Origin of the sequence: [Clostridium] aminophilum (assembly GCF_900101295.1) — a bacterium.
In the GTDB taxonomy this organism is placed as follows: Bacteria; Bacillota; Clostridia; order Lachnospirales; family Lachnospiraceae; genus Clostridium_R; species Clostridium_R aminophilum_A.
On the sequence record NZ_FOIL01000004.1, the window covers coordinates 45,350 to 69,316 of the forward strand.

Annotated in this window: 25 protein-coding genes; 24 read left to right on the plus strand and 1 reads right to left on the minus strand. The window is 54.6% G+C overall.

The features are described from left to right. Positions 1–31: 31 nt before the first annotated feature. The 21 genes from BMW41_RS02070 (at position 32) to BMW41_RS02165 (ending at position 19,869) form a co-directional block, all read left to right on the plus strand. Positions 32–892, plus strand: a complete 861-nt coding sequence (locus BMW41_RS02070; RefSeq protein ID WP_074648434.1) for a LysR family transcriptional regulator — start codon at positions 32–34, stop codon at positions 890–892. Between the two features lie 106 nt (positions 893–998). Then, positions 999–1,679 carry a (d)CMP kinase gene (gene cmk, locus BMW41_RS02075; RefSeq protein ID WP_074648436.1) on the plus strand — a complete coding sequence of 227 codons (681 nt, stop codon included), beginning with the start codon at positions 999–1,001 and terminating at the stop codon, positions 1,677–1,679. A gap of 4 nt (positions 1,680–1,683) precedes the next feature. Next, on the plus strand, positions 1,684–2,535 hold the full coding sequence (gene ispH / locus BMW41_RS02080) for a 4-hydroxy-3-methylbut-2-enyl diphosphate reductase (RefSeq protein ID WP_074648531.1): 852 nt from the start codon (positions 1,684–1,686) through the stop codon (positions 2,533–2,535). Then, complete coding sequence (gene rpsA, locus BMW41_RS02085; protein ID WP_074648439.1) at positions 2,516–3,655, plus strand: 30S ribosomal protein S1; 1,140 nt, start codon at positions 2,516–2,518, stop codon at positions 3,653–3,655. The genes ispH and rpsA overlap by 20 nt, the downstream gene beginning before the upstream one ends. Positions 3,656–3,896: 241 nt before the next feature. Further along, the gene (cbiD, locus tag BMW41_RS02090; RefSeq protein ID WP_074648440.1) at positions 3,897–5,339 is read left to right on the plus strand and encodes a cobalt-precorrin-5B (C(1))-methyltransferase CbiD; all 1,443 of its coding nucleotides are present in this window, start codon (positions 3,897–3,899) and stop codon (positions 5,337–5,339) included. Next, positions 5,332–6,093: a precorrin-4 C(11)-methyltransferase gene (cobM, locus tag BMW41_RS02095; RefSeq protein ID WP_074648442.1), complete on the plus strand. Its 762-nt coding sequence runs from the start codon at positions 5,332–5,334 to the stop codon at positions 6,091–6,093. The genes cbiD and cobM overlap by 8 nt, the downstream gene beginning before the upstream one ends. Continuing rightward, positions 6,090–7,157, plus strand: coding sequence for a cobalt-precorrin 5A hydrolase (locus tag BMW41_RS02100; protein ID WP_074648444.1), 1,068 nt, complete (start codon positions 6,090–6,092; stop codon positions 7,155–7,157). The genes cobM and BMW41_RS02100 overlap by 4 nt, the downstream gene beginning before the upstream one ends. A gap of 10 nt (positions 7,158–7,167) precedes the next feature. After that, a complete protein-coding gene (gene cobJ, locus BMW41_RS02105) occupies positions 7,168–7,932 on the plus strand; it encodes a precorrin-3B C(17)-methyltransferase (protein ID WP_074648446.1) in 765 nt (254 codons plus the stop codon). Between the two features lie 5 nt (positions 7,933–7,937). Further along, positions 7,938–9,431, plus strand: coding sequence for a precorrin-6A reductase (gene cobK, locus BMW41_RS02110; RefSeq protein WP_074648448.1), 1,494 nt, complete (start codon positions 7,938–7,940; stop codon positions 9,429–9,431). A gap of 97 nt (positions 9,432–9,528) precedes the next feature. Beyond that, positions 9,529–10,953 (plus strand): cobyrinic acid a,c-diamide synthase CobB, encoded by a 1,425-nt coding sequence (locus BMW41_RS02115; RefSeq protein WP_074648450.1) that lies wholly within the window; start codon positions 9,529–9,531, stop codon positions 10,951–10,953. After that, positions 10,943–11,593 (plus strand): precorrin-6Y C5,15-methyltransferase (decarboxylating) subunit CbiT, encoded by a 651-nt coding sequence (gene cbiT / locus BMW41_RS02120; protein ID WP_074648452.1) that lies wholly within the window; start codon positions 10,943–10,945, stop codon positions 11,591–11,593. Before BMW41_RS02115 ends, cbiT begins: the two co-directional genes overlap by 11 nt. A gap of 67 nt (positions 11,594–11,660) precedes the next feature. Further along, positions 11,661–12,803, plus strand: coding sequence for a nicotinate-nucleotide--dimethylbenzimidazole phosphoribosyltransferase (cobT, locus tag BMW41_RS02125; RefSeq protein WP_177171136.1), 1,143 nt, complete (start codon positions 11,661–11,663; stop codon positions 12,801–12,803). 10 nt (positions 12,804–12,813) lie between these two features. Further along, positions 12,814–13,503, plus strand: a complete 690-nt coding sequence (locus BMW41_RS02130; protein ID WP_074648454.1) for a bifunctional adenosylcobinamide kinase/adenosylcobinamide-phosphate guanylyltransferase — start codon at positions 12,814–12,816, stop codon at positions 13,501–13,503. Continuing rightward, positions 13,496–14,263: an adenosylcobinamide-GDP ribazoletransferase gene (locus BMW41_RS02135; protein WP_074648456.1), complete on the plus strand. Its 768-nt coding sequence runs from the start codon at positions 13,496–13,498 to the stop codon at positions 14,261–14,263. The genes BMW41_RS02130 and BMW41_RS02135 overlap by 8 nt, the downstream gene beginning before the upstream one ends. 155 nt (positions 14,264–14,418) lie before the next feature. After that, a complete protein-coding gene (locus BMW41_RS02140) occupies positions 14,419–15,150 on the plus strand; it encodes a pseudouridine synthase (RefSeq protein WP_074648458.1) in 732 nt (243 codons plus the stop codon). A gap of 332 nt (positions 15,151–15,482) precedes the next feature. Beyond that, positions 15,483–15,779 (plus strand): hypothetical protein, encoded by a 297-nt coding sequence (locus BMW41_RS02145; RefSeq protein ID WP_074648460.1) that lies wholly within the window; start codon positions 15,483–15,485, stop codon positions 15,777–15,779. Next, a complete protein-coding gene (cobI, locus tag BMW41_RS02150; protein ID WP_074648462.1) occupies positions 15,776–16,471 on the plus strand; it encodes a precorrin-2 C(20)-methyltransferase in 696 nt (231 codons plus the stop codon). The genes BMW41_RS02145 and cobI overlap by 4 nt, the downstream gene beginning before the upstream one ends. 191 nt (positions 16,472–16,662) lie before the next feature. Next, positions 16,663–18,180 (plus strand): Y-family DNA polymerase, encoded by a 1,518-nt coding sequence (locus tag BMW41_RS02155; protein WP_074648464.1) that lies wholly within the window; start codon positions 16,663–16,665, stop codon positions 18,178–18,180. 46 nt (positions 18,181–18,226) lie between these two features. After that, positions 18,227–18,646, plus strand: a complete 420-nt coding sequence (locus BMW41_RS02160) for a hypothetical protein (RefSeq protein WP_031471386.1) — start codon at positions 18,227–18,229, stop codon at positions 18,644–18,646. A 104-nt stretch (positions 18,647–18,750) separates the two neighbouring features. Then, a complete protein-coding gene (locus BMW41_RS14720) occupies positions 18,751–18,888 on the plus strand; it encodes a hypothetical protein (protein ID WP_207646859.1) in 138 nt (45 codons plus the stop codon). 111 nt (positions 18,889–18,999) lie between these two features. After that, positions 19,000–19,869, plus strand: a complete 870-nt coding sequence (locus tag BMW41_RS02165; RefSeq protein ID WP_031471387.1) for a LysR family transcriptional regulator — start codon at positions 19,000–19,002, stop codon at positions 19,867–19,869. 105 nt (positions 19,870–19,974) lie between these two features. Here the strand turns inward: BMW41_RS02165 and BMW41_RS02170 are convergent, their stop codons facing one another. Next, positions 19,975–20,496 carry a hypothetical protein gene (locus BMW41_RS02170; protein ID WP_074648466.1) on the minus strand — a complete coding sequence of 174 codons (522 nt, stop codon included), beginning with the start codon at positions 20,494–20,496 and terminating at the stop codon, positions 19,975–19,977. Between the two features lie 313 nt (positions 20,497–20,809). Between BMW41_RS02170 and BMW41_RS14505 the strand changes: the two genes are divergently transcribed. From BMW41_RS14505 to pepF, 3 genes are all read left to right on the plus strand, one after another. Then, positions 20,810–21,238, plus strand: a complete 429-nt coding sequence (locus BMW41_RS14505; RefSeq protein WP_177171137.1) for a DUF3783 domain-containing protein — start codon at positions 20,810–20,812, stop codon at positions 21,236–21,238. Positions 21,239–21,477: 239 nt separating this feature from the next. Continuing rightward, positions 21,478–21,717, plus strand: a complete 240-nt coding sequence (locus tag BMW41_RS02180) for a hypothetical protein (RefSeq protein WP_031471391.1) — start codon at positions 21,478–21,480, stop codon at positions 21,715–21,717. 401 nt (positions 21,718–22,118) lie between these two features. Continuing rightward, positions 22,119–23,930, plus strand: a complete 1,812-nt coding sequence (pepF, locus tag BMW41_RS02185; RefSeq protein ID WP_074648469.1) for an oligoendopeptidase F — start codon at positions 22,119–22,121, stop codon at positions 23,928–23,930. Positions 23,931–23,967: the final 37 nt, after the last annotated feature.

The following is a 23,967-nucleotide window of genomic DNA, read 5'->3' on the forward strand; positions in this document are numbered from 1 at the left end:
TTAAAGAAATGCAGACGAAAAGAGGAAACACATGGATGAAAAAGATTTTGAGATGCTGGATGCTCTCGACAAGACCAAAAACATTACCCGCACCGCAGAAATGCTGTATGTGACGCAGTCGGCACTCTCCAAGAGACTTGCATCCATTGAAAATGAACTGAATGCCCGGATTGTGGTGCGGTCCCGGCAGGGAATTCATTTCACGGCGGAGGGGGAGATTATCCTGAAGCATGCGCGGCGTGCGCAGGCGGTTCTGCAGGATATGAGAAATACACTGGACGCTCAGCGGGGATATGTATGCGGATCCCTTCGGGCCGGCGTGTCGATCAATTACTCGGCTTACCGGCTCGGCAAAATTCTGGCGGACCTTCACATGGAATATCCCCATGTCAATGCCCAGGTATCCACGGATACGAGCGTCAGCATTTACCGGAAACTCTGCATCGGCGAGTACGACATCGCGATCATCCGCGGGGAGTTTCCCTGGGATGGCTTCAGCCAGAAGCTGGCCACCGAGCGGGTCTGCATGATTGTCAATTCGAAAGATGCGGATGTACCGATCCAGGATCTGCCGTTTATCAGCCGCCGAACCGAGCCGGCTTATGAGAATCAGGTGAGCCGCTGGTTCCGCGAGCACGATCTGAGACCGGACACCGGCAACATTTCCCTCGGCAGTATCGGCGCCTGTGTTCAGATGGTGGAGCAGGGGGTGGGCTGGTCCATTGTCCCGGAGATCGGGCTCAGCAAGTTTTCCGGAAAGGTGACGCCGCTGTCGTTTGCGGACGGAACGGAGTTTACCCGGTCCACGTATCTTCTTTGTCACTCGGATATCGCGGAACTTCCGCAGATGAGGGCGTTCATCGATATTGCCCGAAATAATGCCGGAAGGTGACAGCCGTAACACAGGATACTTCACAAAGCAGGCATCTTTTATTATAATACGGTGGGCGGTCCGGAGAGGGACCGGCTCCAAATGTTAATTCGGAGGTAATGAAAACATGTCAATTAGCATCGCAATTGACGGGCCGGCCGGCGCCGGCAAGAGCACGATTGCCAAAAAACTGGCGGAGAAAATGAATTACATCTACGTCGATACCGGCGCGATGTACCGCACGATCGCTCTGTTCTTTCTGCAGAAAGGAGTGCCGGGGGATGACGCCGGGACGATCGCATCCATGGTGGATGACATCGACATTGCAATCACGTATGAGGACGGAGTGCAGCAGCTGTTTCTGAACGGAGTCAATGTGACCGGGCAGATCCGTACCGCAGAGGTGAGCCGTATGGCGAGCCAGACCAGTGCTCACGGACCGGTTCGCAGGAAACTGGTGGAGCTGCAGCGAAAGATCGCATCGGAAAACAATGTGATCATGGACGGCAGAGACATCGGTACTGCGGTTCTTCCGAATGCTGAAGTAAAAATTTATCTGACTGCGTCCAGCAGAGTCCGCGCGGAGAGAAGATACCGCGAATTTCTGGAAAAGGGAACGGATATGACGCTGGATGAGGTGGAAAAAGAGATCATCGAGAGAGATCATCAGGATATGACCCGGGCAATCTCCCCGCTGGTTCAGGCGGAAGATGCGGTTCTGGTCGATTCGTCCGACATGACGCTGGCGGAAGTGATTGAGACCATCGAAGGGATTGTGGCAGACAGGGGAGAGAAAATTGGCAGATAATTCCATCCGTGTCATTGTGGCAGAGAGCGCCGGTTTCTGTTTCGGAGTCAAACGGGCAATGGATATTGTCGAAAAACAGATTTCCGAAGGGATCAAACCGATCTACACCTATGGCCCGATCATTCATAACGAGGAAGTGGTGAAAGATCTGGAGGCCCGCGGGGTAAAGGTTCTGGAGAGCGAGGCGGAACTCCTCGCGATCCGGGAGGGAACCGTGATTTTGCGGTCGCACGGCGTGGCCCGAAGGGTCTATGATCTTTTGAATGAGAGAAAAATCCGGTATGTGGATGTGACCTGTCCTTTCGTGTCGAAAATCCATCAGATCGTGCAGGAACAGAACCGAAACGGAAGACGTGTGATCATCGTCGGATCCGGGGATCATCCAGAGGTTCAGGGGATTGTCGGATGGGCGGATGAGCACACCCGGGTTATTAATTCTCTGGAAGAATTTCTGGACCTTAAACTTCCACGGGAAGAAAAATTGAGTGTAGTTGCACAGACTACGTATAATTACAAGAAATTTCAATATCTTGTTGAAAAAATAGCCGAATTAGGTTATGATACTCTTTGTTTAAATACAATATGTAATGCAACACAGGAGCGACAGGCAGAGGCAAAGAGTCTGGCTTCAAGTGTGGACGCAATGATCGTCATTGGCGGCAAAAGCAGTTCCAATACACGTAAGCTATATGACATTTGTCGGCAGGAATGCAGTAACACTTACTACATTCAGACACTTAAGGACTTGAAACCTGATAGAACAATTACTGTGCGCAACGTAGGTATTACAGCCGGGGCATCTACCCCGAACAAAATTATCGAGGAGGTTCATACGAATGTCAGAAATGAGTTTTGAACAGCTGCTTGACGAGTCTATGTTTAAGCAGTTACGTGCAGGAGAGGTTGTTACCGGTCAGGTTATCGCGGTTAAAGAAGATGAGATTATCCTCAGCATCGCAGGCAGCAAATCTGAGGGTATCGTCACAAAGCAGGAGTATTCCAACGATTCCAGCGTTGATCTGACACAGAAGGTTCAGGTCGGCGACGAGATGGAAGTTAAAGTTATGAAGGTCAACGACGGCGAAGGCATGGCAGCGCTTTCCTACAAGAGAGCAGCTGTAGACAAGGGTCTTAAGAGACTGAAGGAAGCTTTCGACAACCATGAGGTTCTGAAGGAGAAAGTTGCTCAGGTCGTTGAGAAGGGACTTGTTGTTGAGGTTGAAGGCACACGCGTATTCATCCCGGCATCCATGGTTTCTGATTCCTTTGAGAGAGATCTCACAAAGTACGAGGGTCAGGAGATCGAGTTCGTTATCACAGAGTTCAACCCGAACGGCAGAAGAAGCCGCATCATCGGTGACAGAAAGCAGCTTATGGTTGCTCAGAAGGCACAGCAGAAGGAAGCTCTCTTCAGCAAGCTGGTTGTTGGTCAGACCGTTGAGGGTGCAGTTAAGAATGTTACCGATTTCGGTGCTTTCATCGATCTCGGCGGCGCGGATGGTCTCCTTCACATCTCTGAGATGTCCTGGGGCCGTGTTGAGAACCCGAAGAAGATCTTCAAGAACGGCGACGTTGTAAGATGCCTTGTTAAGGACATCAACGGCGAGAAGATTGCTCTTTCCCTGAAGTTCCCGGAAACCAATCCGTGGCTTAACGCTTCTGAGAAATATGCGGTAGGAACCATCGTAGAGGGCAGAGTTGCAAGAATGACCGACTTCGGTGCATTCGTTGAACTTGAGCCGGGAATCGATGCACTCCTTCACGTTTCCCAGATCTCCAGACAGCACGTTGAGAAGCCGGCTGATGTACTCGCTGTAGGCGACATCATCACAGCTAAGGTTGTAGACTTCAACGAGGGCGATCACAAGATCAGCCTTTCCATGAAGGCTCTTGAGGCTGGTCACAACGGCGACGAGGATGTTGCTGATGTCAACATCGAGGAAGTTGCTGCTGACGAGGCTGCAAAGGAAGACTAATTAAATTCTTCCGAGAATAATAGAATTTCTGGCTCCGCATTGACCGTAAGGCTGATGCGGAGCCTTTTTGTTTCATAAGAAATTTCTCCGAAATTCTCTATGAAGCAAAAACGCTCCGCGGACTTTGTTCCGCAGAGCACATGGCGAAGTCTTTTCAAGCTTAGTGTCGAGACAAGTCCGAAAATTTGTTATAATACAAACGATCATACATGATTTGATGAAAAAACGCAGGAGGTGCAAGGTGAGCCGGATCGAAGAAAAATCCACGGAACAGCGGATCAAAGACCTTCTGAACGCGGATCCGAAGGATCTTCGGGAGGGCGTCACCACCGGGACCTGCGCGGCGGCGGCCGCGGCAGCTTCTGCCGCCGCTTTTTTGGAGATGACCGCCGGAAAGGATGTCCTGTCCGGTGAACCGTGTATGGTCTCCATTACGACGCCCGGGGGAAAGACGGTGGATCTGGAAATCGTCCGCCGGGAGTTCACGGAAACAGAGGGCGTGCGGAGTACAGTGATCAAGGATGCCGGCGATGATCCGGACGTGACCGATCGGGCGGAAATCTGCGCGGAAATCTCCCGAATTGAGCGGTCGCGGCTTGTGACTCCGGATGAAATGCCGAGAGAAACTGTGATGAAAAATGCGGAAACGGCCGGTTGTGACGAATGGGAGATGGCGGGACCGATTCCGGTTTATATGGATCCGGATTATCCCGGAATTGCTCTGACCGGAGGGGAGGGCGTCGGCATCTGTACCAAAAAAGGCCTTCCGGACCCGGTCGGTTTTCCGGCGATCAATCCGGTGCCGCGAAACATGATTCTGAGAGAAGTGCATGACGTTGTAAGACGCTATGCGGGGGAACATCCCTGCGCAGCGCCGGCAGCTGTGAATCATGCATTTCCGCGGAACAGCATTTATCAGGCTCCCGGCAAAGAAAACAGGGAAGGCGGCGTGGAACCGGGGAAACCGTCAGGGGAACCGATTCTTCTCATCCGGATCTCCATTTCCAAAGGCCGGGAACTGGCAGAAAAGACATTCAACCCGAAACTCGGCATTGTGGGAGGACTTTCTGTTCTCGGGACAACCGGAATCGTGCATCCCATGAGCGAGGACTCCCTGATCCGCTCAGTCGAACTGGAGATCCGCGTCCGAAGCGCGGAAGGGCGGACCGTTCTCGCTATCGCTCCGGGCAACTACGGCAGGCAATATCTCCACGATAAGACGGGACTGGATATGGAACATTTTGTCAAATGCTCCAATTATGTGGGAGAGGCGTTCCGGATGCTGGATCAGGTTGGCGTGAAAAAAGCACTGTTTGCGGGACATCCGGGAAAACTGATCAAGGTTGCCGGAGGAATCCTGAATACCCACTCGAAATACGGGGATCACCGGATGGAGATTATGGCGGACTGTGCCAGAGCGGTGGGAGCGGATGAAGAAATGTGCCGTCGGATTCTCAACTTAAACACAACCAACGAAGCGTCCGAATATCTCGACACGGCGGGACTGCGGGGGCCGGTGTATGCCGAGGCGGCAGCCCGCGTAAAATGCGAACTGGAGGCGATTTCGCATGCCCGGGTGGAAGTGATGTTTCTGGACGGAGAGCGGGGGCTTCTTGCTCAGACGGACGGAGCGGAGGAACTGGTGAGAATCCTTTCGGAGGAGGAGAAAACAATCTATGGTTAATTTTGTCGGGGCCGGTCCGGGGGCGGTCGACCTGATCACGGTTCGGGGAAGAAAACTGATTGAGGAGGCCGACTGCATCATCTATGCCGGCTCTCTGGTCAATCCCGAGATTCTGGCATGGAAAAAGGACTGCTGCGAGGTGTATGACAGCAGCCGGATGAGCCTTCCGGAAGTGATTGCGCAGATGGAAAAAGCAGAGCGGGACGGGAAAATGACCGTTCGTCTTCACACCGGCGATCCGTCGGTTTACGGTGCCATCCGGGAGCAGATGGATGCGCTGGATGAGCGGAAGATTCCGTATGCGGTCTGCCCGGGAGTCAGTTCGTTCTGCGCGGCGGCCGCGGCGCTTCAGATGGAATACACGCTGCCGGGAATCTCACAGAGCGTCATTATCACGCGCGGTGCGGGGAGAACGCCGGTGCCGGAGCGGGAGTCGGTGCGCAGCTTTGCCGCGCACCGGGCAGTGATGGTGCTCTTTTTGTCCAGCGGTATGGCCGGCAGGATGGCGGAAGAACTGATGGCAGGCGGATATTCCGCCGAGACGCCCTGCGCAATGGTTTTCCGCGCGTCCTGGCCGGATGAGAAGATCGTCCGGACGACAGTGGAGAAACTGGAGCAGGCAGCCGCGGATGCAGGAATCACAAGACAGGCACTCATCGTGGTGGGAGATGCGGTGGCACAGAAGGATTATGATTTCTCGAAACTCTATGATCCGGCATTTACCACCGGATATCGCAAAGGGACGTCATCATGAAAGCACAGGTTATCTATTTCACTGAAAACGGCGGAAAATGCGCCGACCGGCTCCTCCGGGGACTGGAGGGGATTCCGGAGAAACAGCGCCTGATGGGAGATCTCTCCGTGACGGGTTCCGCCGAACTTCAAGTGCCGCTGCGGAAGTTTGTCGGCGACTGCTTTTACCGCTTTGACGCACTGATCTTTATCGGCGCGGCGGGGATTGCGGTCCGAATGACCGCTCCGTATATCAAGAGCAAGGCGACGGATCCGGCGGTGATCGTCATCGATGAGACGGGGAAATACGTCATTCCGATTCTATCGGGCCATCTGGGCGGAGCCAATGCCGCCGCACAGGAGATGGCGGAAATCCTCGGAGCGGAGGCGGTTGTGACCACGGCAACGGATCTTCACCGTGCGTTTGCGGTGGACGATTTTGCGAGAGAAAACCGGCTTACGGTGACGGATCTCACGGCGGCAAAAAGGATTTCCACCGCGATTCTGGCCGGGGAGAAAGTTGGCTTTTTTACGGAGTGTTATATTGAGGGCGACTGTCCGGAGGAACTTTCGCCGGATGAGCCGGGGAGACTGAACATTGTGCTGGTGCGGAAGGCGGGAAGTCTTCGCTCGGCCCAAAATGACAATATGCTGGTTCTGATTCCGCAGCGGGCGGTGCTCGGCATCGGCTGCCGGAGAGGCACGCCGAAAGAAGCCATTGCGTCAGCGGTGGAGTCGGTTCTGGAGACCGCCGGGCTTTCCATCGATGAGATTGCGGAGATCGCATCCATCGATCTGAAGAAGGATGAGGAGGGACTCCGGGCGTTTGCGCAGGAGGCAAAGAAACACCTCCGGTTTTACACTGCGGATGAGCTGAACCGGGCGCCGGACGGATTCGCCTACGAACACTCGGATTTCGTGCAGAAAACAACCGGGACAGACAATGTCTGCCAGCGGGCGGCGGTACTTGCGGCGTTCGATGCGGACGAAAACCGCGGTGAAGTGAAGCTTCTTGCGGGAAAGACCGTCCGGGACGGCGTGACGGTCTGCGCGGCGGGCTTTTCTGTAAAAACACCGCGGTTTTGAGAGGATAAAAATGGAGAAGAAATTATATGTGGTGGGCATGGGCCCAGGCGGACACGATGATATGACATTTCGGGCCGACCGGGCGCTTCGGTGCTCGGAAGTGATTGCCGGATACACGGTTTATGTCGATCTGATCCGGTCGGAATACCCGCAGGCGGAAATCATCACGACGCCGATGAGGAAAGAAAAGGAGCGCTGCGAACTGGCACTCAGAGCTGCTGCAGCCGGGAAAATCACTTCGATGATCTGCAGCGGTGATTCCGGCGTTTACGGCATGGCATCCCTGATTCTGGAGATGGCAGGGAGTTATCCGGATGTCTCCGTCGAGATTATTCCGGGGATCACGGCGGCGCTTTCCGGCGGTGCGCTTCTGGGAGCACCCCTCGGACATGATTTTGCTGTGATCAGTATGAGCGATGCCCTCACGCCGATAGAGACCATCGAGAAGAGACTGGCTGCGGCGGCGCAGTCCGATATGATCATCTGCCTCTACAATCCGGAGAGCCACAAACGAAAAGGATATCTTCGTCATGCGTGTGAGATCATCCGCCGTTACCGCTCGTCGGATACCGTCTGCGGTACGGCGTCCGAGATCGGCCGGGACGGGGAAAAGGCACGGATTCTCACACTCGGAGAACTCAGCGGTACGCCGGTGGATATGTTTACCACGGTTTTCATCGGAAGCAGCAGTACAAAGAATCTTCAGGGGCGGATGGTGACTCCGCGGGGATACCGCGGCCTGGATGCCACGGCGGGAGAAGACAGAAAAGGATGATAAACATGAGACCGGAAATTTTGATTTTCGGAGGAACGACCGAGGGAAGAGAGATTGCGGAATTCTGCTCACAGCATGGAATCTCCGCCTTTGTCAGTGTCTTTTCCGGTTACGGCGCGGACATGATCGGGTCGGAGGAATGGTCTTTGGACACGGCGGGGACCGGGGTCCGCGTTCTGGTCGGTCCGATGGACCGGGAAGAGATCGGAGCGCTTCTGAAAGAGAAGGAAATCCGTCTGGTGATCGATGCAACGCATCCGTACGCGAAGAATGTGTCGGAAAATATCCGGGCTGCGGCGGCTGAGACTTCCGCGGAACTGGTCCGCGTGCTCCGGGATGCGGAGGAATCCGGAGAAACGGAAGATCAGGATGAGAAATGCCGCCGGGGAAACATGTTCTTTGAAACTCCCGAAGACGCCGCAGCGTATCTTGCCGGGACGGAGGGGAAGATCCTTCTCACGACGGGGAGCCGCGCACTGGCTGTGTTTGCGGCGATTCCGAATTCTTCCGAGCGGATTTACGCGCGGGTTCTTCCAAGCGAGGAAGGCATCCGCGCCTGTCAGGAAAACGGATTGCGGGGCAGTCATATCATCGCGATGCAGGGGCCGTTTTCCGTGGAAATGAACAAGGCCCTTCTTCACCAGACCGGTGCTGAATATCTTGTGACCAAGGAGAGCGGAAAAAACGGCGGATATCGGGAAAAGCTGGCGGCTGCCAAGGCCTGTGGAGCGCAGTCGGTGATCATCGGCAGACCAAAGGAGGCCGGAATCGGGCTTGCGCAGTGTCTGGAACTTCTTCGAAAGCGTTATTCGGGGCAGAGTGTTGTGATTGCCGGAATCGGTCCGGGAAACACGGATCATATGACGGCTGCCGTGATCGGAGCAATTCTTGCATCCGACCGGATCATCGGTGCTGCCCGTATGATTGACTGTGCCCAGGAAGCGGTGCGGCGGTTTGAGCCGGGGAAAACGGATCGGAGAGACTACATTGCCGAATACCGTCCGGCAGAGGTTCTGCGGATGATCCGGGAAGCGGCGGGACAGAATGTTCTTCTGCTTTTTTCCGGAAGTCTGGCGTTTCACAGCGGCGCCTGCGCCTGCGAAGCGCTTCTTGCGGAGAACGGAATCCCGTATTCGGTTCTTCCGGGAATCTCAAGCGTAACGTACCTTGCTTCTTATATGGGCCTGGAGCTTGCGGATGCAGCTTTCTTGTCCATGCATGGCACATCGCAGCCGGCAGAGGAGATGCTGGAATCGCTTCTGGCCTCCGGAAAGGAACATTTCTGCATTCTGTCCGGGACAGGAGACGATGTGCGGAATCTCGCGGAGGCATTGACCCGGAGGGGATTCGGAACTTCGCGGGTCGTCATCGGAGAGAATCTGTCGATGCGGGAAGAGAACATCACGGAGAGTACGGCGGAGGAACTCTGCCATAAGCCGGAAAAAGTCCGTTTTTCCGCATTATCGGTGATTGCGGTATCGCTGAATAAAGCGCAATGACCGCGACATCGGCGGCGCGCAAAGTCCGCTTGCGGACTTTGTTCCGATGGCGGCAAAAGAATTACCGACGGCGGCATGAACACGGGAGGATGAGAACATGGAGAAGACGCAGAGAAAAAGCGGACGAAGAATTCCGCGGATTCTGCTGACCGCGCCGAAGAGCGGGAGCGGAAAGACTCTTATTACCTGCGGCATGATCGAGGTTTTCCGGCGCAGGGACAGGAAACCGGCGGCGTTCAAATGCGGACCGGACTACATTGACCCGATGTTTCACCGCTATGTGTCCGGCGTCGGCGGCGCCAATCTGGATTCGTTTTTTCTGGACGAAACCGGTGTCCGGCGAGTCCTCGCGGAGACGGTTTCGGAAACGGAGAGCGGATCCTGTGTGATTGAGGGGGTCATGGGATATTACGACGGCGTCAGCGGAACGGAACTGACCGCGTCCACCTATGATATTGCCCGCATTACCCGGACGCCGGCCATCCTGATCATCGATGCGAAAGGGGCGTCCCGGTCCCTTGTTCCGCTGATTTCCGGCTTTCTTCATTATCCGACGGCTTCGGAGGATCCCGGACAGCGGGGGAGCGGCATTGCCGGTGTGATTCTGAACCGGACTACCGCGATGATGGCGAAGGTTCTCGGCGAAATGATCCGGAAAGAATGCGGAATTCCGGTTTTGGGTTTTCTGCCCGAGTCGGAGGACTGGAAGATGGAGAGCCGTCATCTGGGACTCTGTCTCCCGCATGAGATCACGGATCTTCGCCGGAAGATCGGACTTTTGGCCGATCAGATGGAGAAATCGTTTGACATGGATGCGATTTTTGCGCTGGCAGACGGAGCGGAGCCGGTGGAAGCGGGAGCGAGATCGGAGACAGAAAAAGCGATCACTCCGGAAAGTACCCGCAGGCGTGTGCGGATTGCGGCCGCTGCGGATGAGGCCTTTTGCTTTTACTATCAGGAGAACCGTCGTATGATGGAGAAAATGGGGGCGGAGATTGTTCCGTTCTCGCCGATTCATGACGCGAAGCTTCCGGAGGGAATCTCCGGACTGATTCTGGAAGGAGGTTATCCGGAACTTTTCGCGAGGGAACTCTCGGAAAATCATGCGATGCTTGCGCAGATCCGGGCGATGGCAGAACAGTCCATGCCGATCCTTGCGGAGTGCGGTGGATTTATGTATCTCCATGAAGAACTGGAAGGCGATGACGGGAAAAACTATCCGGCCGCCGGGGTCATTCGGGGAAGGGCATTCCGGACGCCGAAACTGGGGCGGTTCGGCTACATTTCCCTTTCGGGGCCCCATTCGGACGGAATCCGGGGGCATGAGTACCACTATTGGGACAGCAGCGACTGCGGCGGAGACTGGATGGCGGTCAAGCCGAACGGAAGAAGCTGGAGGTGCATCCATGACCGCGACGGAATGATAGCGGGCTTTCCGCATCTCTATTATCCGTCGGATCCGGACTTTGTGGAAAACTGGCTTGCCATGTGCAGAAACTGGAGACAGACGGATGAGAGATGAATGGTTTATACGCGGAAATGTTCCGATGACGAAGGAAGAAGTGAGGGCGGTCTCCATCGCGAAGCTGGAGATCGGAAGCAGACGAGGCGGTGGGGAACGCAGCGGGAAATGTGCCCGGAGCATTCTGTTTGATATCGGGGCCGGAACCGGTTCGGTGTCTGTGGAAGCGGCGGTGACCTACCCGGATCTGAGAATTGCCGCCTTCGAGAAAAAGGATGAGGCGATTTCACTGATCCGGCGGAATGCGGAAAAAGCCGGCGTGGAAGACCGGGTGGAGATTGTTCCGGGGAATCTTCCGGAATCGCTGGAGCAGTATTTGACCGGACATCCGGAGACGGCTCCGGACTATGTCTTTATCGGCGGCGCGACGGCAAATACCGCGAAAATTCTCGATCTTCTGCGAGTGCCGCAGAGCGGGATCCGTGTTGTGATCAACGCGATTGCGCTGGAATCGATCCAGGAAGTGCTTTCGGCGCTCCGGGACCGGAAAATCGAACCGGAGATATCACAGATTTCCGCCGCGCGGGCGGAAAAGGCAGGACCCTTTCATCTGATGAAGGGAATGAACCCGGTGACGGTCATCTGTTTCGGCGGAACGGTGTGTGAAAATATCGCATTGCACAGGAACGGTGTCTTATAACGGTCCGCCCGGAGTGCGGCAAAACGGCGGAGAATTTATAGAAACGGAAAGAACATTGGATACACGATTGATTGGAAATCTTTCGGAACGGATCGCCGACTGGCGGTCCTGTTCTTCGGATGAACTGAAAAAAATATATAAGGAGCGGGTCGGACGCATCACTCCGGCGGACCATAATGCGGGAGAAGCGGCCCGGCGCCGGTGGCAGAGCATTGCCAAGCCTCTCGGAAGTCTGGGACTTCTGGAGGAAGACATTGCACGGATCGCGCAGATTACGGGGGATCCTGACGTCCGGATGGACCGGAGCGCGCTTTTTATTTTCTGCGCGGACAACGGCGTGGTCAAAGAGGCAGTGACCCAGACGGGGCAGGATGTGACGGCGAGCGTGACGGAGGTCATCGGACGGGACGAGAGCTGCTCGGCGCATATGGGACGGGAGACGGGCACCGAAGTGTATGCTCTGGATCTCGGCGTTGCTTCCGCGATGAATCCGGAGATTTACCGGACGGTCATAGATCGACGGATCCGTCGGGGAACTTCGGATTTTCTGGAGGAACCGGCGATGACGGAGGATGAAGTGCGGATGGCGGTTCTGACCGGTACAGACTGCGCCCGCGCCGCAAAAGAAGCGGGGATGGACCTGATTCTCGGCGGCGAGATGGGAATCGGCAACACGACGACGGGAAGCGCCGTTGCCTGTGCACTGCTGGATGCGGACCCGGGAGAGATCACGGGAAAAGGCGCCGGATTTACCGATGAAGGACTCCGGCATAAGATTGATGTGGTCGGCAGAGGCGTGGCGCTTCACCGGCAGATTTATGAGACGAACGGAGAGAAGGATGCGCTGAAGGTTCTTCGCTGTGTCGGCGGATTTGATATCGCCGCGCTCTGCGGACTTTATCTCGGCGCGGCGGCATACCGCATTCCGGCGGTGATCGACGGCTTCATCGCCTCGGCGGCGGCCCTTGCGGCGGTCTCCATTGCGCCGGATACGAGAGAATTTCTTCTCCCGTCCCACATGTCGGGCGAGGGCGGAATGAAACGGATCATGGAGAAGCTGAAACTTGTGCCGCCGATCACCGCGGGACTTCATCTCGGAGAGGGGACAGGAGCTCTCATGCTGCTGCCGCTGCTTCGGATGACCCTTGCGGTCTACCGCAACATGATGACATTTGACGGGATGGGAATTGACGCCTATCGGCCGCTGTAAGGAGAATCGGATGCTGCATCTTGTGACCGGCGGAAGCGGAAGCGGAAAATCCGCCTATGCCGAAAACCGCTGTCTGGAATACGGGGGGCCCCGTCTCTATCTGGCGACGATGAAGATCTGGGACGAGGAAGACCGGAAACGTGTGGAAAAACACCGGGCAATGCGCGCGGGAAAGGGATTCGAGACGTGGGAATGTCCCGTTGATCTCGAGATGCTGGACGTTCCGGAGCGCTTCCGGAACGGAACCGTTCTTTTGGAATGCATGTCGAATCTTCTGGTCAATGAACTCTGGCGGGAAGATATTCCGGGGGCTTCCGTCGGAAGCACGGACGTAAATGCGGAGGAAAAACGCTTTGCGTCATGCCCTGAAACGGAACCGCAGGCAGTGGAAGAGAAAAAAAAAGACGGACAGGCAGACGGTGAAAACGATATTGCCGGAAGGGCTGCGAGAGATCAGGACACAGAAAAGCGGATTCTTCGCGGCATCCGACATCTCGCGGATTGCTGCGGCCATCTTGTGATCGTCACGGACGAGATTTTTTCGGATGGGATCCGCTACGACGAAGAGACGGTGCGGTATCTCCGGATACTTGCGGCGTTAAACCGGGACATTGCGGAACAGGCGGATACCGTCACGGAAGTGGTTTTCGGAATTCCGGTTCCGGTGAAAGGGATGAACGGGAGAAAAGAATATGTTTGACAGCCTGAAGATTGCATTTTCCATGTATTCTGCCATTCCGGTGCCGCAGGCCGCATGGGAGGAAAAGCCGATGCGGTATGCCATGTGCTGGTTTCCGCTGATCGGTGCGGCGGAAGGCGCAGTGTTATATCTGGCACAGTTTGCGCTGCAGCGGCTCGGCGCGGGGGAGACCGTTCTGGCAGCGGCCGGCACGGCCGTTCCGCTTCTTGTCACCGGCGGAATTCATCTGGACGGATATCTGGACACCTCCGATGCGCTGCACTCCTGGGAGAGCGCAGAGCGGAAACTGGAAATTCTGAAGGACCCGCATGTCGGCGCGTTTGCGGTCATCCGCTGCGTCGGGTACATGGTTCTCTATTTCGGAGCCATGGCCGCCGTCATGACCGCCGGCCAAAATGCCGTTTTTATGATGGGCGGATTGTATGTGCTGGAGCGGGCGCTCAGCGGCAGTTCCGTGGTGCTCTTTCCGAAGGCGAAAAAAGACGGTCTTGCGGTGACCTTCAGCCGGTCATCCGCCGATCGGGCGGTGGCGGCAGCTTCGGCATTCTGGGCCATGGCGGCGATGATCTGGACCGTCTTTTGGGGTGGGAAGACCGGTGCGGTTCTGGGCGCGGTCTGTCTCCTCTCATACGGACTGTATTACCGGACGGCCATGAAGTGGTTCCATGGAATGACCGGGGATCTGGCGGGATGGTTTCTGCAGCGGTGCGAGCTGACGGGAGCATGGATCATCGCGCTCGCCGCGATGCTGAAAGTATGACCGGAGCCCGTGACCGAGGACTACGGCAGAGAAGCGTGACCGGAGAATGCGGCAGAGAAACGCGGCAGAGAAGCGTGACCGGAGAAACGCGGCTGAGGAATATGACCGGAGAAGATGACGGGATCCGGAAATGAAGTTAAGACAGGAGATTTTAAATGAGAATAGACCGCTATCTGAGTGAGATGGGCGCGGGCACGCGGAGTGAGCTAAAAAAAATGATCCGAAAGGGACAGGTTTCGGTGGACGGAGAGACGGTGAAGGATCCGGGATATTCCGTGGAACCGGGACAGAAGGTTCTGTGTGCCGGTGTGCCGGTCGAATATGAAACGGAAGTGTATTATCTGATGAATAAGCCGGCCGGCGTGATCACCGCGACGGAGGACCGGCATCAGAAAACGGTGCTTGATCTGATCGGCGAGAGGACAAGAAAGGATCTGTTTCCGGTGGGGAGACTGGACCGGGACACCACGGGACTTCTTCTGATCACGAATGACGGAGAGATGGGCCACCGGCTTCTCAGCCCCAAAAAACATGTGGACAAGCGCTATCGCGCGCTGGTGAGCGGAGAGGTGAACGCTGAGGATGTCCGGAAGTTTGCGGAGGGCCTCCGGGTGGATGAGGAACTGACCGCGCTGCCGGCGGAACTGGAAATTCTGGAGATCCGGGCGGAAGGAGAAGAAAAACGGTCGGTTGTGGAAGTGGTCATCCGGGAGGGAAAATTTCATCAGATAAAGCGGATGTTCGGGGCAGTCGGAAAGGAAGTTCTGGAATTGAAACGCCTGACGATGGGGCCGCTCCGGCTGGATCCGGATCTCGGGGAAGGCCAGTGGAGAAGACTGACCGAAAAAGAGCTGAAAGAACTTCGTGAAATTACCGGAATGGGATGACATTTTAACGGCATTGTATTACAATTAAGAAACGTGTGTTCATCTATGATTTTATGACAAAGTCACAGGCGGATTTCGGCTTCCACGTCCCCCTCACTCCCGAGGGGAGCCTGCGAACTTTGCGCGCCGCCGCTGGTCACCGCAGGGTGACGCCGTCGAAGGCGGATCACTTAACGAAATCGCGTGCTGCGGCTGTTTTTTCCGGGCTTAGTGGATTTGCCGGTGAACGGCGCGCGTATCCCGCGGAGCGTTTTGTTTCATGGGAAGTGCGAAGCATTTTCTATGAAATGAACAGATAACAACGAAAAACAGAGAATCGAGGAGTCATCTTCATGGAATATGAGATTGGTTTCCGGATCGGTGGTGAACCGAAATCCGATGGATTTGGAGAGGAAGCGGAATCGGAATACGGTGCGGTGGCAAATGCCGGTGCGCCGAGAGATATCAATGTTCCGGCATTTATGCGGAGTCTGAGAAATATGCGCAGGAACGAAATGATCCAGTGTCCGTTCTGCACCGGCGGAAACGTGTCTTTTTTTGGACAGGACGGTTCCTCCGATGTGTTCAGCTGTGACCGGTGCGAGACCAGAGTTGAAATTCGCGCCGGCGCACATTTTGTGTTCGGATGACGGGGAAGAGAGGCGTGCTGTATGGCGTGAGCGTGGGGCCGGGTGATCCGGAGCTGATGACGCTTCGCGCGGTGCGCACGCTGGAAGCCTGCGATGTCATCGCGGCACCGGAGATAAAAGGCGGATCCCATGCGGCACTGGATATTGCGAGACGTGCAGTCTGTCTGGAACGGAAAGAGATCCGGATGCTCTCCTTTACCATGAGCCGTGATCCGGAGATCCTTGTAAAGTCCCATGAGAAGCAGGCGGAAATCCTGATCGGGATTTTGGAACAGGGGAAAAATGTCGCCATGCTGAATCTTGGCGATGCGAGCCTCTACGGCACCTGGGAATATATCCGGGATATTGCAGAACACAGAGGATTTGAGACGAAGACCATCCCGGGCGTGACCAGTTTCAGCGCATCTGCCGCGGCACTTAACGTCAGTCTGACCAGCGGAGCGGATCCGCTCATCATTCTTCCGGCGTCTCATCCGGACATCACGCAAAAATATCTAAAACTGCCCGGAGCAAAAGTTCTCATGAAGTCAGGAAGAAACCTTGCAGCGATCAGGGAAATGATCGAGGAGGCCGGGCTGACCGATCGTGCGCAGATGGCGGTGAACTGTGGAATGCCGGATGAAAAGCTGTTTCACAGTCTTCGTGATGCAGGCGATGAGGAGGGATATTTTTCCACGATTCTTGTGAAGTAAAATTACGAGTTCCGGAAAGACCTCGTCAGGCAGATTTCTGAAGTATGCGAAAAGGTTGAAGAGATCTCGTCAGACAGATTCCTGAAGTATGCGAAAAGGTTGAAGAGACCTCGTCAGACAGATTCCTGTAGTATGTGCAAAGGTTGAAAAGCTCTCGCCAGGTGCTGCGCGAGTCAGAGAAAAGAAAACAAATGAGCAAAACATACATTGCGATCGATCTCAAGTCATTTTATGCGTCGGCAGAGTGTGTCAGCAGAGGGATGGATCCTCTGGATACGAATCTGGTTGTGGCTGATGCCTCACGGACCGAGAAGACGATCTGCCTTGCGGTCTCGCCATCCCTGAAACGGTACGGTATTTCGGGGAGAGCGAGACTTTTTGAGGTTGTTCAGAAGATGAAGGAGGTCAACGCGGCGCGCGAAAAAATACGCGGCATGGTGAAAGAAAACGGTGTTTCGGTTTCCGCAAGAGCACTTGACGCGGATCCTGCGCTGGCCGCCGACTACATTGCGGCTCCGCCGCGGATGTCCTACTACATGCAGGTGAGCAGTGACATTTACCGGATTTATCTGAATTATGCCGCGCCGGAAGACATTCACATCTATTCCGTCGACGAGGTTTTCATCGACGTCACCGATTACCTTCGCACTTACGGACTTACGGCGAGAGAACTGGTCCGGAGGATCATCAGCGATGTGCTTGCGAAAACCGGAATCACCGCGACCGCCGGGATTGCCCCGAATCTCTACCTGTGCAAAGCGGCGATGGATATCGTGGCGAAACATATTCCGGCGGACCGGGACGGGGTACGGATTGCGGAACTCGATGAGCGATCCTACCGGAAACTTCTCTGGAATCACCGTCCGCTGACCGATTTCTGGCGGGTTGGCCGCGGAATCGCCCGAAAACTGGAGCATTACGGAATGTACACCATGGGGGATGTGGCCCGGATGTCACTTCAAAATGAGGATCTTCTGTTTAAACTTTTCGGCGTCAATGCGGAACTGCTGATCGACCACGCCTGGGGACTGGAGAGCTGCACGATGGCCGATATCAAGGGTTACCGGACGGAGGAGAAGAGTTTCTCGTCCGGTCAGGTTCTGCAGAACCCGTACACGAAAGAGAAGGGCCGGATCATTATCCGGGAAATGGCGGAGGCTCTGAGCCTTCAGCTGGTGGATAAAAAACTCCTCACGGATCTGGTCGGCGTATATGTCGGCTATGAGGCCCTGGAAAAAAACGGCAAACGAAGATATGCGGCTGATCTTCCGGAGGACGGAAGTCATGTTGTCGATCATTACGGAAGGGTAACGCCGAAACCGGCTGCCGGATCCATGACACTTCCGCGAAGGACCAACAGCACAAAGGAGATTACCGAAGCCATGCTCAGCCTGTTCGACGGGCTGGCGGATCCGAATCTGCTGGAACGGCGGTATACGCTGACGGTCGGACGGCTGATTCCCGAGGAAAAAGACCGGGAGGAACAGGAAAATTCGTTTGAACAGCTGGATATGTTCACGGATTATGAGGCGCGGGAGAAGGAACAGCAGAAAGAAGCCGCTGAGCGGCAAAAGGAGCGGAAGGTGCAGGAAGCCATGCTGGAGATCCGGAAGAAATTCGGAGCGACGGCACTGGTAAAAGGAACCGATCTTCAGGAAGGCGCTACCGGCATCGAGCGCGGCCGTCAGATCGGCGGACACAAGGCATAAAACGTAAGCCGCGAAACAGCGGATTATGATGAAAGGAGGGAGCGGGATGCGCGAAGCGGAAGATCTTTATGCGGATATCATCGAATATGACTACAAAGGTCCGGCGCATCACCGCCGTATGTCTCCCAACAAGCGGGCGGCACAGTTTATTCCGTTTGCCGCCCTGACCGGATTCGGGGACGCGACGGACGAGACAGCCCGTCTCACCGAGCGAAAGCGCATTCTCACCGAGAGCAGAAGAGAAGAACTGGACAAAAAGATTGCGGCGTGTATCTCACCGGAGGCGGCAGGGCAGGCGCGGACGGTGGAAATCACCTATTTTCTGGCCGATCTTCGCAAAGACGGCGGGACTTACGTGACCTGCACGGGAAGAATCCGGAAGACGGATCCCTATTCGCGGACGCTGGTGATGGAGGACGGAACCTGTATTCCGGCGGAAGATGTCTGGGACATCCGTATGGAATGAACGGTGGGAACGTGCGGGAATGTTTTTGGGAGAACGCAGGATCGGCCCCGGGAGATACAGGAAAGGTCTTCGTGGAATTGCAGAAAGAAAGCAGAAATTAATACATGAAAATATTTAATTTTTGCGAACATAAAATTCAGAAATGTGATATAATATCACCTTTGGTAATGATTATCATATCTGCGGTAAATGGAATCAACGGTATGAATAATTTTATTCATTTGACAGTTGACAAAGATTGATTATAAAACGATAATAAAATACAGTAAATCGGAAATATTTAAGATTTCACTGCAGCAGGGTAGTCATTTGCCGGAATGTATAAGAATACAGAAAAGAAGAGGTAGTATTATATGACTTTATTGACGTATCAGGTATTTAAGACGGTATCTGAGATGGGAAGCTTTCACAAAGCGGCAAGCGTTTTGGGCCTGACTCCATCCGCCATCAGCCATGCGATTTCCTCGATGGAAAATGAGCTCGGTTTCAGTGTTCTGACCCGCAACAAGGCCGGTGTTACACTGACCAACTACGGCGAGCACATTCTTCCGTATGTCAATGCGGTTTTAAACAGCGATGAGAGCCTTAAGCAGGTGGTTGCCGAATTCAAGGGACTGAAACAGGGAACCGTAAAGATCGGCTGTTTTTCCAGTGCCTGCACCAGCTGGATGCCGGACATCATCAATTCGTTTACAGAGATTTACCCGGCAATCCGGATTGAAGTGTTCCAGGGAACCTATGATGATGTGATCTACTGGATCAAGAACGGTGTGGTTGACTTCGGATTTCTCTCCCAGTCGAGCAGCGGTGATCTGAATTTTGAACCGATCTACCGCGATCCGCTTCTGTGCATCACACCGGCGAATTTTGAGAAAGAAGAAGGCACGGAGATGACGGCGGAGGAGATGTCCAAATCCCAGTTCGTTGTTCAGCGGGAATCCACCGATGCCGATATTGCCAATTACATGAAATCCGTCAATCTCGATCCGCAGTCCAATTATCATGTGGTGGACGACCTGTCGACGATCGCGATGGTAGCGCACGGCTTCGGCATCTGCATCATGCCGGAACTGGTCATGCACGACATCACCTATGAAGTAAAGCGTTATCCGATTGCGGATGCAGAGCGAATGATCGGTCTGTCCTGCCTGAACCCGCAGTTCATGGCACCGGCCGTCCGCACGCTGTACCAGCATATCAAGGAGAATTATTCCAACCTCTGACGGATTATTCCATTTTCCAGAATATTCAACAAGAAAGTCCGCAGACTTCCAACCATTCCGGCGGGGAGTTTGCGGACTTTGTGCGCTGTCTCTGTTCACCTGTAATCAGAAAGTGTGCGTTGTCACGCCGTTGCCGGCTTCCAGCGCGTAATCCACGCGGTCCATCATATCGTACATGGCGCTTCCGCGGTCGGTCATGGATGGCGTGTACATCAGGGAAATGCTGTCCTCAGCCTCGTGAAGTTCGCTCAGCGGAATCATCGGCGTGTGGATTTTGCTGATGACCTGCTGGATCTGGAGTTTTTTGCTGTAGGTGATCTCCAGAAGCATCATGTCGTCGACGGACGGCTGATAGCAGCAGCGGATGGTACCGTTGGTTCCGTCAATGCCGGAGAAGGAATCCAGAATCTCGTCAAAGATCTCCTGCGGATCGGCGTCCTTTTTGTTCAGGACGGCAGCCGGGTTCTCGACATAGATCGTGTAATGGGACGCCTGATCGAGATGATAGAGACCGTATTTGATCAGATTGATCAGAGAGCTCGCATATCCCTCCGGCATGGTCATCTGAACGTACTCGTTCAGCTCTTCGATCACATTTTCCGGAAGGTTAAAACGGATATTTGTCATGAAATTGCACCTCACTGCTGTAAATTCGATAATCCGATTATAGCATGGGAAGTCACTCTTCACAATGCGGCGTAATTCTCCGGCATTTGTCGTGAAGGATCGCCGTCCCGGTCCCGTTTTGCCCCGGTTTTGTGCTATACTGTGTTCAGCAATGCCCACAGGCGGAGGCTTCGGAAGAAACCGCCGTCGGGCGGAAGAAGCGGCTGCTGCGGAGGAAACTGCCGTCGGGCAGGCGGAAGCAGCGAGTGCAGAAGCAACAGGAAACAGGAACCGGAAAACGGATGGAAGAAGGAAAGAAGGAAAGAAGGAAAACATGAGGGCATCAAACGGGAAAATCCTGGTATTTAATATGAATCCCCTTCGGGCAGCATCGATTTATAACATCTGCCGCGAAATCGGCGTTCCGCTGATCCCGGTAGACTCGAAATACATTGGGATTCCGCTTGGAACGATCGCCATGGCGGCGGGGCCGGACGGGACACTCGACGCGGAAATGCTGGAAAAAGCAGGGAGGACGGGAAGCGGCAGAACCGCGCCGAACGGAATCCGGGGGGAAATGCTGTTATTCTGCGGGATGACTTCGGATGAGGTTGACCGTTTTCTGGAAACATCGAGGAGACTCGGCGTTCCGGGAGTGGATCTCAAAGCCGTTTTGACCGGGACCAATGCCGCATGGAGTGCGGAAAAGCTTTATCGCGAGATCGCTGAGGAACACCGCAGAATGCACGGTTTGAAATCGTAATGGCGGAACGGCAGGTATGAAAAGAAATAATGACAAGCGATTGATTGCACAGATATTTATACAATATTCCGGTATTGAAAAAACATTTGTCAGATATAATCACAAAATACATCGAACGAAATGTCTTTTTATTGCACATTTTACAAATGGATTTTTCAGGAATTATTCGGTAAGATACTGTCATATTTGTGGGGAATGGTCGAAAGACCTTGAAGTTTGATCTCAGGGAGGGGAACGAGATGGAATTTTCAATCCGCGATATCAGCAGTGTTCAGGATTTTGCTGATCTGATCGACAGTTGCAGTCATGATGTTTATGTTGAGTCTGTCAGCGGCGACCGTCTGAATCTGAAGAGTACGCTCACCAGATTCGCGTTTATGACCAAGCTCGCAAGCGGTCAGAGAAACAGCGATTTCCGGCTTTTTTTCTCCAATACGGACGATGAGAAGAAGGTACGCAGTTACATGAGTACGGTTTAAATGGTCCGGGAGGAACAGAATATTGGAACACATCGGCAGCTTCCGGGAGGGGCTGCCGTTTATGTTTCATAGGAAATTTCTCCGAAATTCCCTATGAAACATAAACGCTCCGCGAGGATGCGCACGCCGCTGTAAGGAAACTGTCACCTAACGGTGACCAGCGGCGGCGCGCAAAGTCCGCGGGGCTCCCCTCAGGACTGAGGGGATGGGGGAGCCGAAGTCCGCTTGCGGACTTTGTTCGTCCATAAAAAGTCCGCGGGTTCCGGTTCAGGAACGAAGGGATTTTTTCCAGATAAATGTTGAACTTTGAAAAATCTCCCGATGCCTATATAATAATCGTGACATGGAAAGAGAAAACGCTATCAGAATCATGACCTGAAAGACGAAAAAGGAGATAACGTATGAATACACCAATCGAAACAAAAGAGCGCCGCGACATGGATCCGGCATATACCTGGGATCTCTCGACACTGTATCACAGTGATGATGAGTGGAAGGAGGATCTGGAGAAACTCGGAGAACTGACTGACCGGGCGGCGGCATTTTCCGGAAAACTGACCGATGCGGCGTCGATCCGCGCGTTTATGGACGCGGAGACGGAAATGGAGCAGAAGATTGCGGATCTCTACACCTATGCCATGCTCCGCCTCTCGGAGGATACGAGAGACGCAAAAGCGCAGGAGATGATGAGCATCGCCGAGTCCCGCTACACGGCAGCCGTGAGCCGGGTCAGCTTTGCAAGCCCGGAGATCCTTTCTCTTCCGGAAGAGACGCTCCGCGAAGTGACCGGAGCGGAAGAGACAAAGCCGTATCATTTCAATCTCGAAAAGCTTCTGGAACGGAAACCCCACGTCCTCAGCTCGGCGGAAGAAAAACTTCTGGCAAGCTTCGGCGAAGTTCTGAATGCACCGGAGCGGATTGCCGAGAATCTTCAGGATGCGGATATGACCTTTGAGGATGCGGCGGACTCGAAGGGAGAAATGCACGAAGTGACGCAGGCCAATTACATCCTTCTGCAGCAGTCGCCGGACCGGACGCTGCGCGAAAATGCCTTCCGCAGTTTTTATAAAGGGTTCAGGGGACACATCAATACCTTTACGGCGGCTTATGCCGGCTGCGTGAAAGGGGCGGCAGCGGAGGCTGCGGCCCGGCATTATGAGTCGAGCCGTGCCATGTCCATGGCGGATGAACATATCCCAACGGAGGTATACGACAATCTGACGGAGAGCGTGCGGAAGTTTATGCCGGCGATGTACCGCTATGTAAAACTCAGGAAGCGGATTCTCGGCCTGGACGAGCTTCATTACTATGATGTGTATACACCGCTTTCCAAAGGAAGCACGAAGACCTGGACCTATGCGGAAGCCTGCGATACGATTCTCGAGGCGTTAAAGCCGCTGGGATCCGATTACACGGATCGGGTGAAAAAGGCATTTGCCGATCGCTGGATCGACGTCTATCCGAACAAGGGGAAGCGCGGCGGCGCATTTTCCAGCGGAACCTATCGATCCAATCCGTTTATCCTCACCAGCTTTACCGGAAACTACGACAGCGTGACGACGGTGGCGCACGAGATGGGACACTCCATGCATACCTGGCTTTCGAACCACACACAGCCGGCGCAGTATGCGGATTACACGCTGTTCGTGGCGGAAGTGGCGTCCACGGTCAATGAAAATCTTCTGGTGGAGCATCTTCTGGGGAAGACGACGGATCCGGCGGAGCGTCTCGCCCTTCTCAATCAGTATCTGGAAGGATTCAAGGGAACGGTTTACCGCCAGACGATGTTTGCGGAATTTGAGCGCGCGGCGCATGAGATGGCGGAGCGCGGTGAAGGGATCACGGCGGAGTCGCTGAACCGCGTCTACAAAAAACTGGTGGAGGATTACTTCGGACCGGAACTGGTCATGGACGATGAGGTACAGTATGAGTGGGCGAGAATCCCGCATTTCTACCGTCCGTTCTATGTTTATAAATATGCGACCAGCTATTCCGCTGCGATTGCGATCTCCGAGGCGATTCTGACATCGGGCGAGGCGGCATCGAAGCCGTATCTGGAGTTCCTCTCCATGGGAGGAAGCAAATATCCGCTGGATGAGCTTGCCCACGGCGGCGTGGATCTGAGAACGGCGGCGCCGATCGAGAGCGCGCTCCGGAAATTCGAGAGGATTCTCGACGAGGCGGAGAAAGCGGCGGCTGAGCTCGGTCTGTGAAGGGAGCCATCCTGCCAAAAGGTTACGATTTGATGGA

Excerpts from the sequence above, each read along its gene's own strand:
- BMW41_RS02070 (WP_074648434.1), top strand. The coding sequence starts at position 32 with ATGGATGAAAAAGATTTTGAGATGCTGGATGCTCTCGACAAGACCAAA.
- cmk (WP_074648436.1), top strand. The coding sequence starts at position 999 with ATGTCAATTAGCATCGCAATTGACGGGCCGGCCGGCGCCGGCAAGAGC.
- rpsA (WP_074648439.1), top strand. The coding sequence starts at position 2,516 with ATGTCAGAAATGAGTTTTGAACAGCTGCTTGACGAGTCTATGTTTAAG.
- cobM (WP_074648442.1), top strand. The coding sequence starts at position 5,332 with ATGGTTAATTTTGTCGGGGCCGGTCCGGGGGCGGTCGACCTGATCACG.
- BMW41_RS02100 (WP_074648444.1), top strand. The coding sequence starts at position 6,090 with ATGAAAGCACAGGTTATCTATTTCACTGAAAACGGCGGAAAATGCGCC.
- cobJ (WP_074648446.1), top strand. The coding sequence starts at position 7,168 with ATGGAGAAGAAATTATATGTGGTGGGCATGGGCCCAGGCGGACACGAT.
- cobK (WP_074648448.1), top strand. The coding sequence starts at position 7,938 with ATGAGACCGGAAATTTTGATTTTCGGAGGAACGACCGAGGGAAGAGAG.
- BMW41_RS02115 (WP_074648450.1), top strand. The coding sequence starts at position 9,529 with ATGGAGAAGACGCAGAGAAAAAGCGGACGAAGAATTCCGCGGATTCTG.
- cbiT (WP_074648452.1), top strand. The coding sequence starts at position 10,943 with ATGAGAGATGAATGGTTTATACGCGGAAATGTTCCGATGACGAAGGAA.
- BMW41_RS02130 (WP_074648454.1), top strand. The coding sequence starts at position 12,814 with ATGCTGCATCTTGTGACCGGCGGAAGCGGAAGCGGAAAATCCGCCTAT.
- BMW41_RS02135 (WP_074648456.1), top strand. The coding sequence starts at position 13,496 with ATGTTTGACAGCCTGAAGATTGCATTTTCCATGTATTCTGCCATTCCG.
- BMW41_RS02140 (WP_074648458.1), top strand. The coding sequence starts at position 14,419 with ATGAGAATAGACCGCTATCTGAGTGAGATGGGCGCGGGCACGCGGAGT.
- BMW41_RS02145 (WP_074648460.1), top strand. The coding sequence starts at position 15,483 with ATGGAATATGAGATTGGTTTCCGGATCGGTGGTGAACCGAAATCCGAT.
- cobI (WP_074648462.1), top strand. The coding sequence starts at position 15,776 with ATGACGGGGAAGAGAGGCGTGCTGTATGGCGTGAGCGTGGGGCCGGGT.
- BMW41_RS02155 (WP_074648464.1), top strand. The coding sequence starts at position 16,663 with ATGAGCAAAACATACATTGCGATCGATCTCAAGTCATTTTATGCGTCG.
- BMW41_RS02160 (WP_031471386.1), top strand. The coding sequence starts at position 18,227 with ATGCGCGAAGCGGAAGATCTTTATGCGGATATCATCGAATATGACTAC.
- BMW41_RS14720 (WP_207646859.1), top strand. The coding sequence starts at position 18,751 with ATGAAAATATTTAATTTTTGCGAACATAAAATTCAGAAATGTGATATA.
- BMW41_RS02165 (WP_031471387.1), top strand. The coding sequence starts at position 19,000 with ATGACTTTATTGACGTATCAGGTATTTAAGACGGTATCTGAGATGGGA.
- BMW41_RS02170 (WP_074648466.1), bottom strand. The coding sequence starts at position 20,496 with ATGACAAATATCCGTTTTAACCTTCCGGAAAATGTGATCGAAGAGCTG.
- BMW41_RS14505 (WP_177171137.1), top strand. The coding sequence starts at position 20,810 with ATGAGGGCATCAAACGGGAAAATCCTGGTATTTAATATGAATCCCCTT.
- BMW41_RS02180 (WP_031471391.1), top strand. The coding sequence starts at position 21,478 with ATGGAATTTTCAATCCGCGATATCAGCAGTGTTCAGGATTTTGCTGAT.
- pepF (WP_074648469.1), top strand. The coding sequence starts at position 22,119 with ATGAATACACCAATCGAAACAAAAGAGCGCCGCGACATGGATCCGGCA.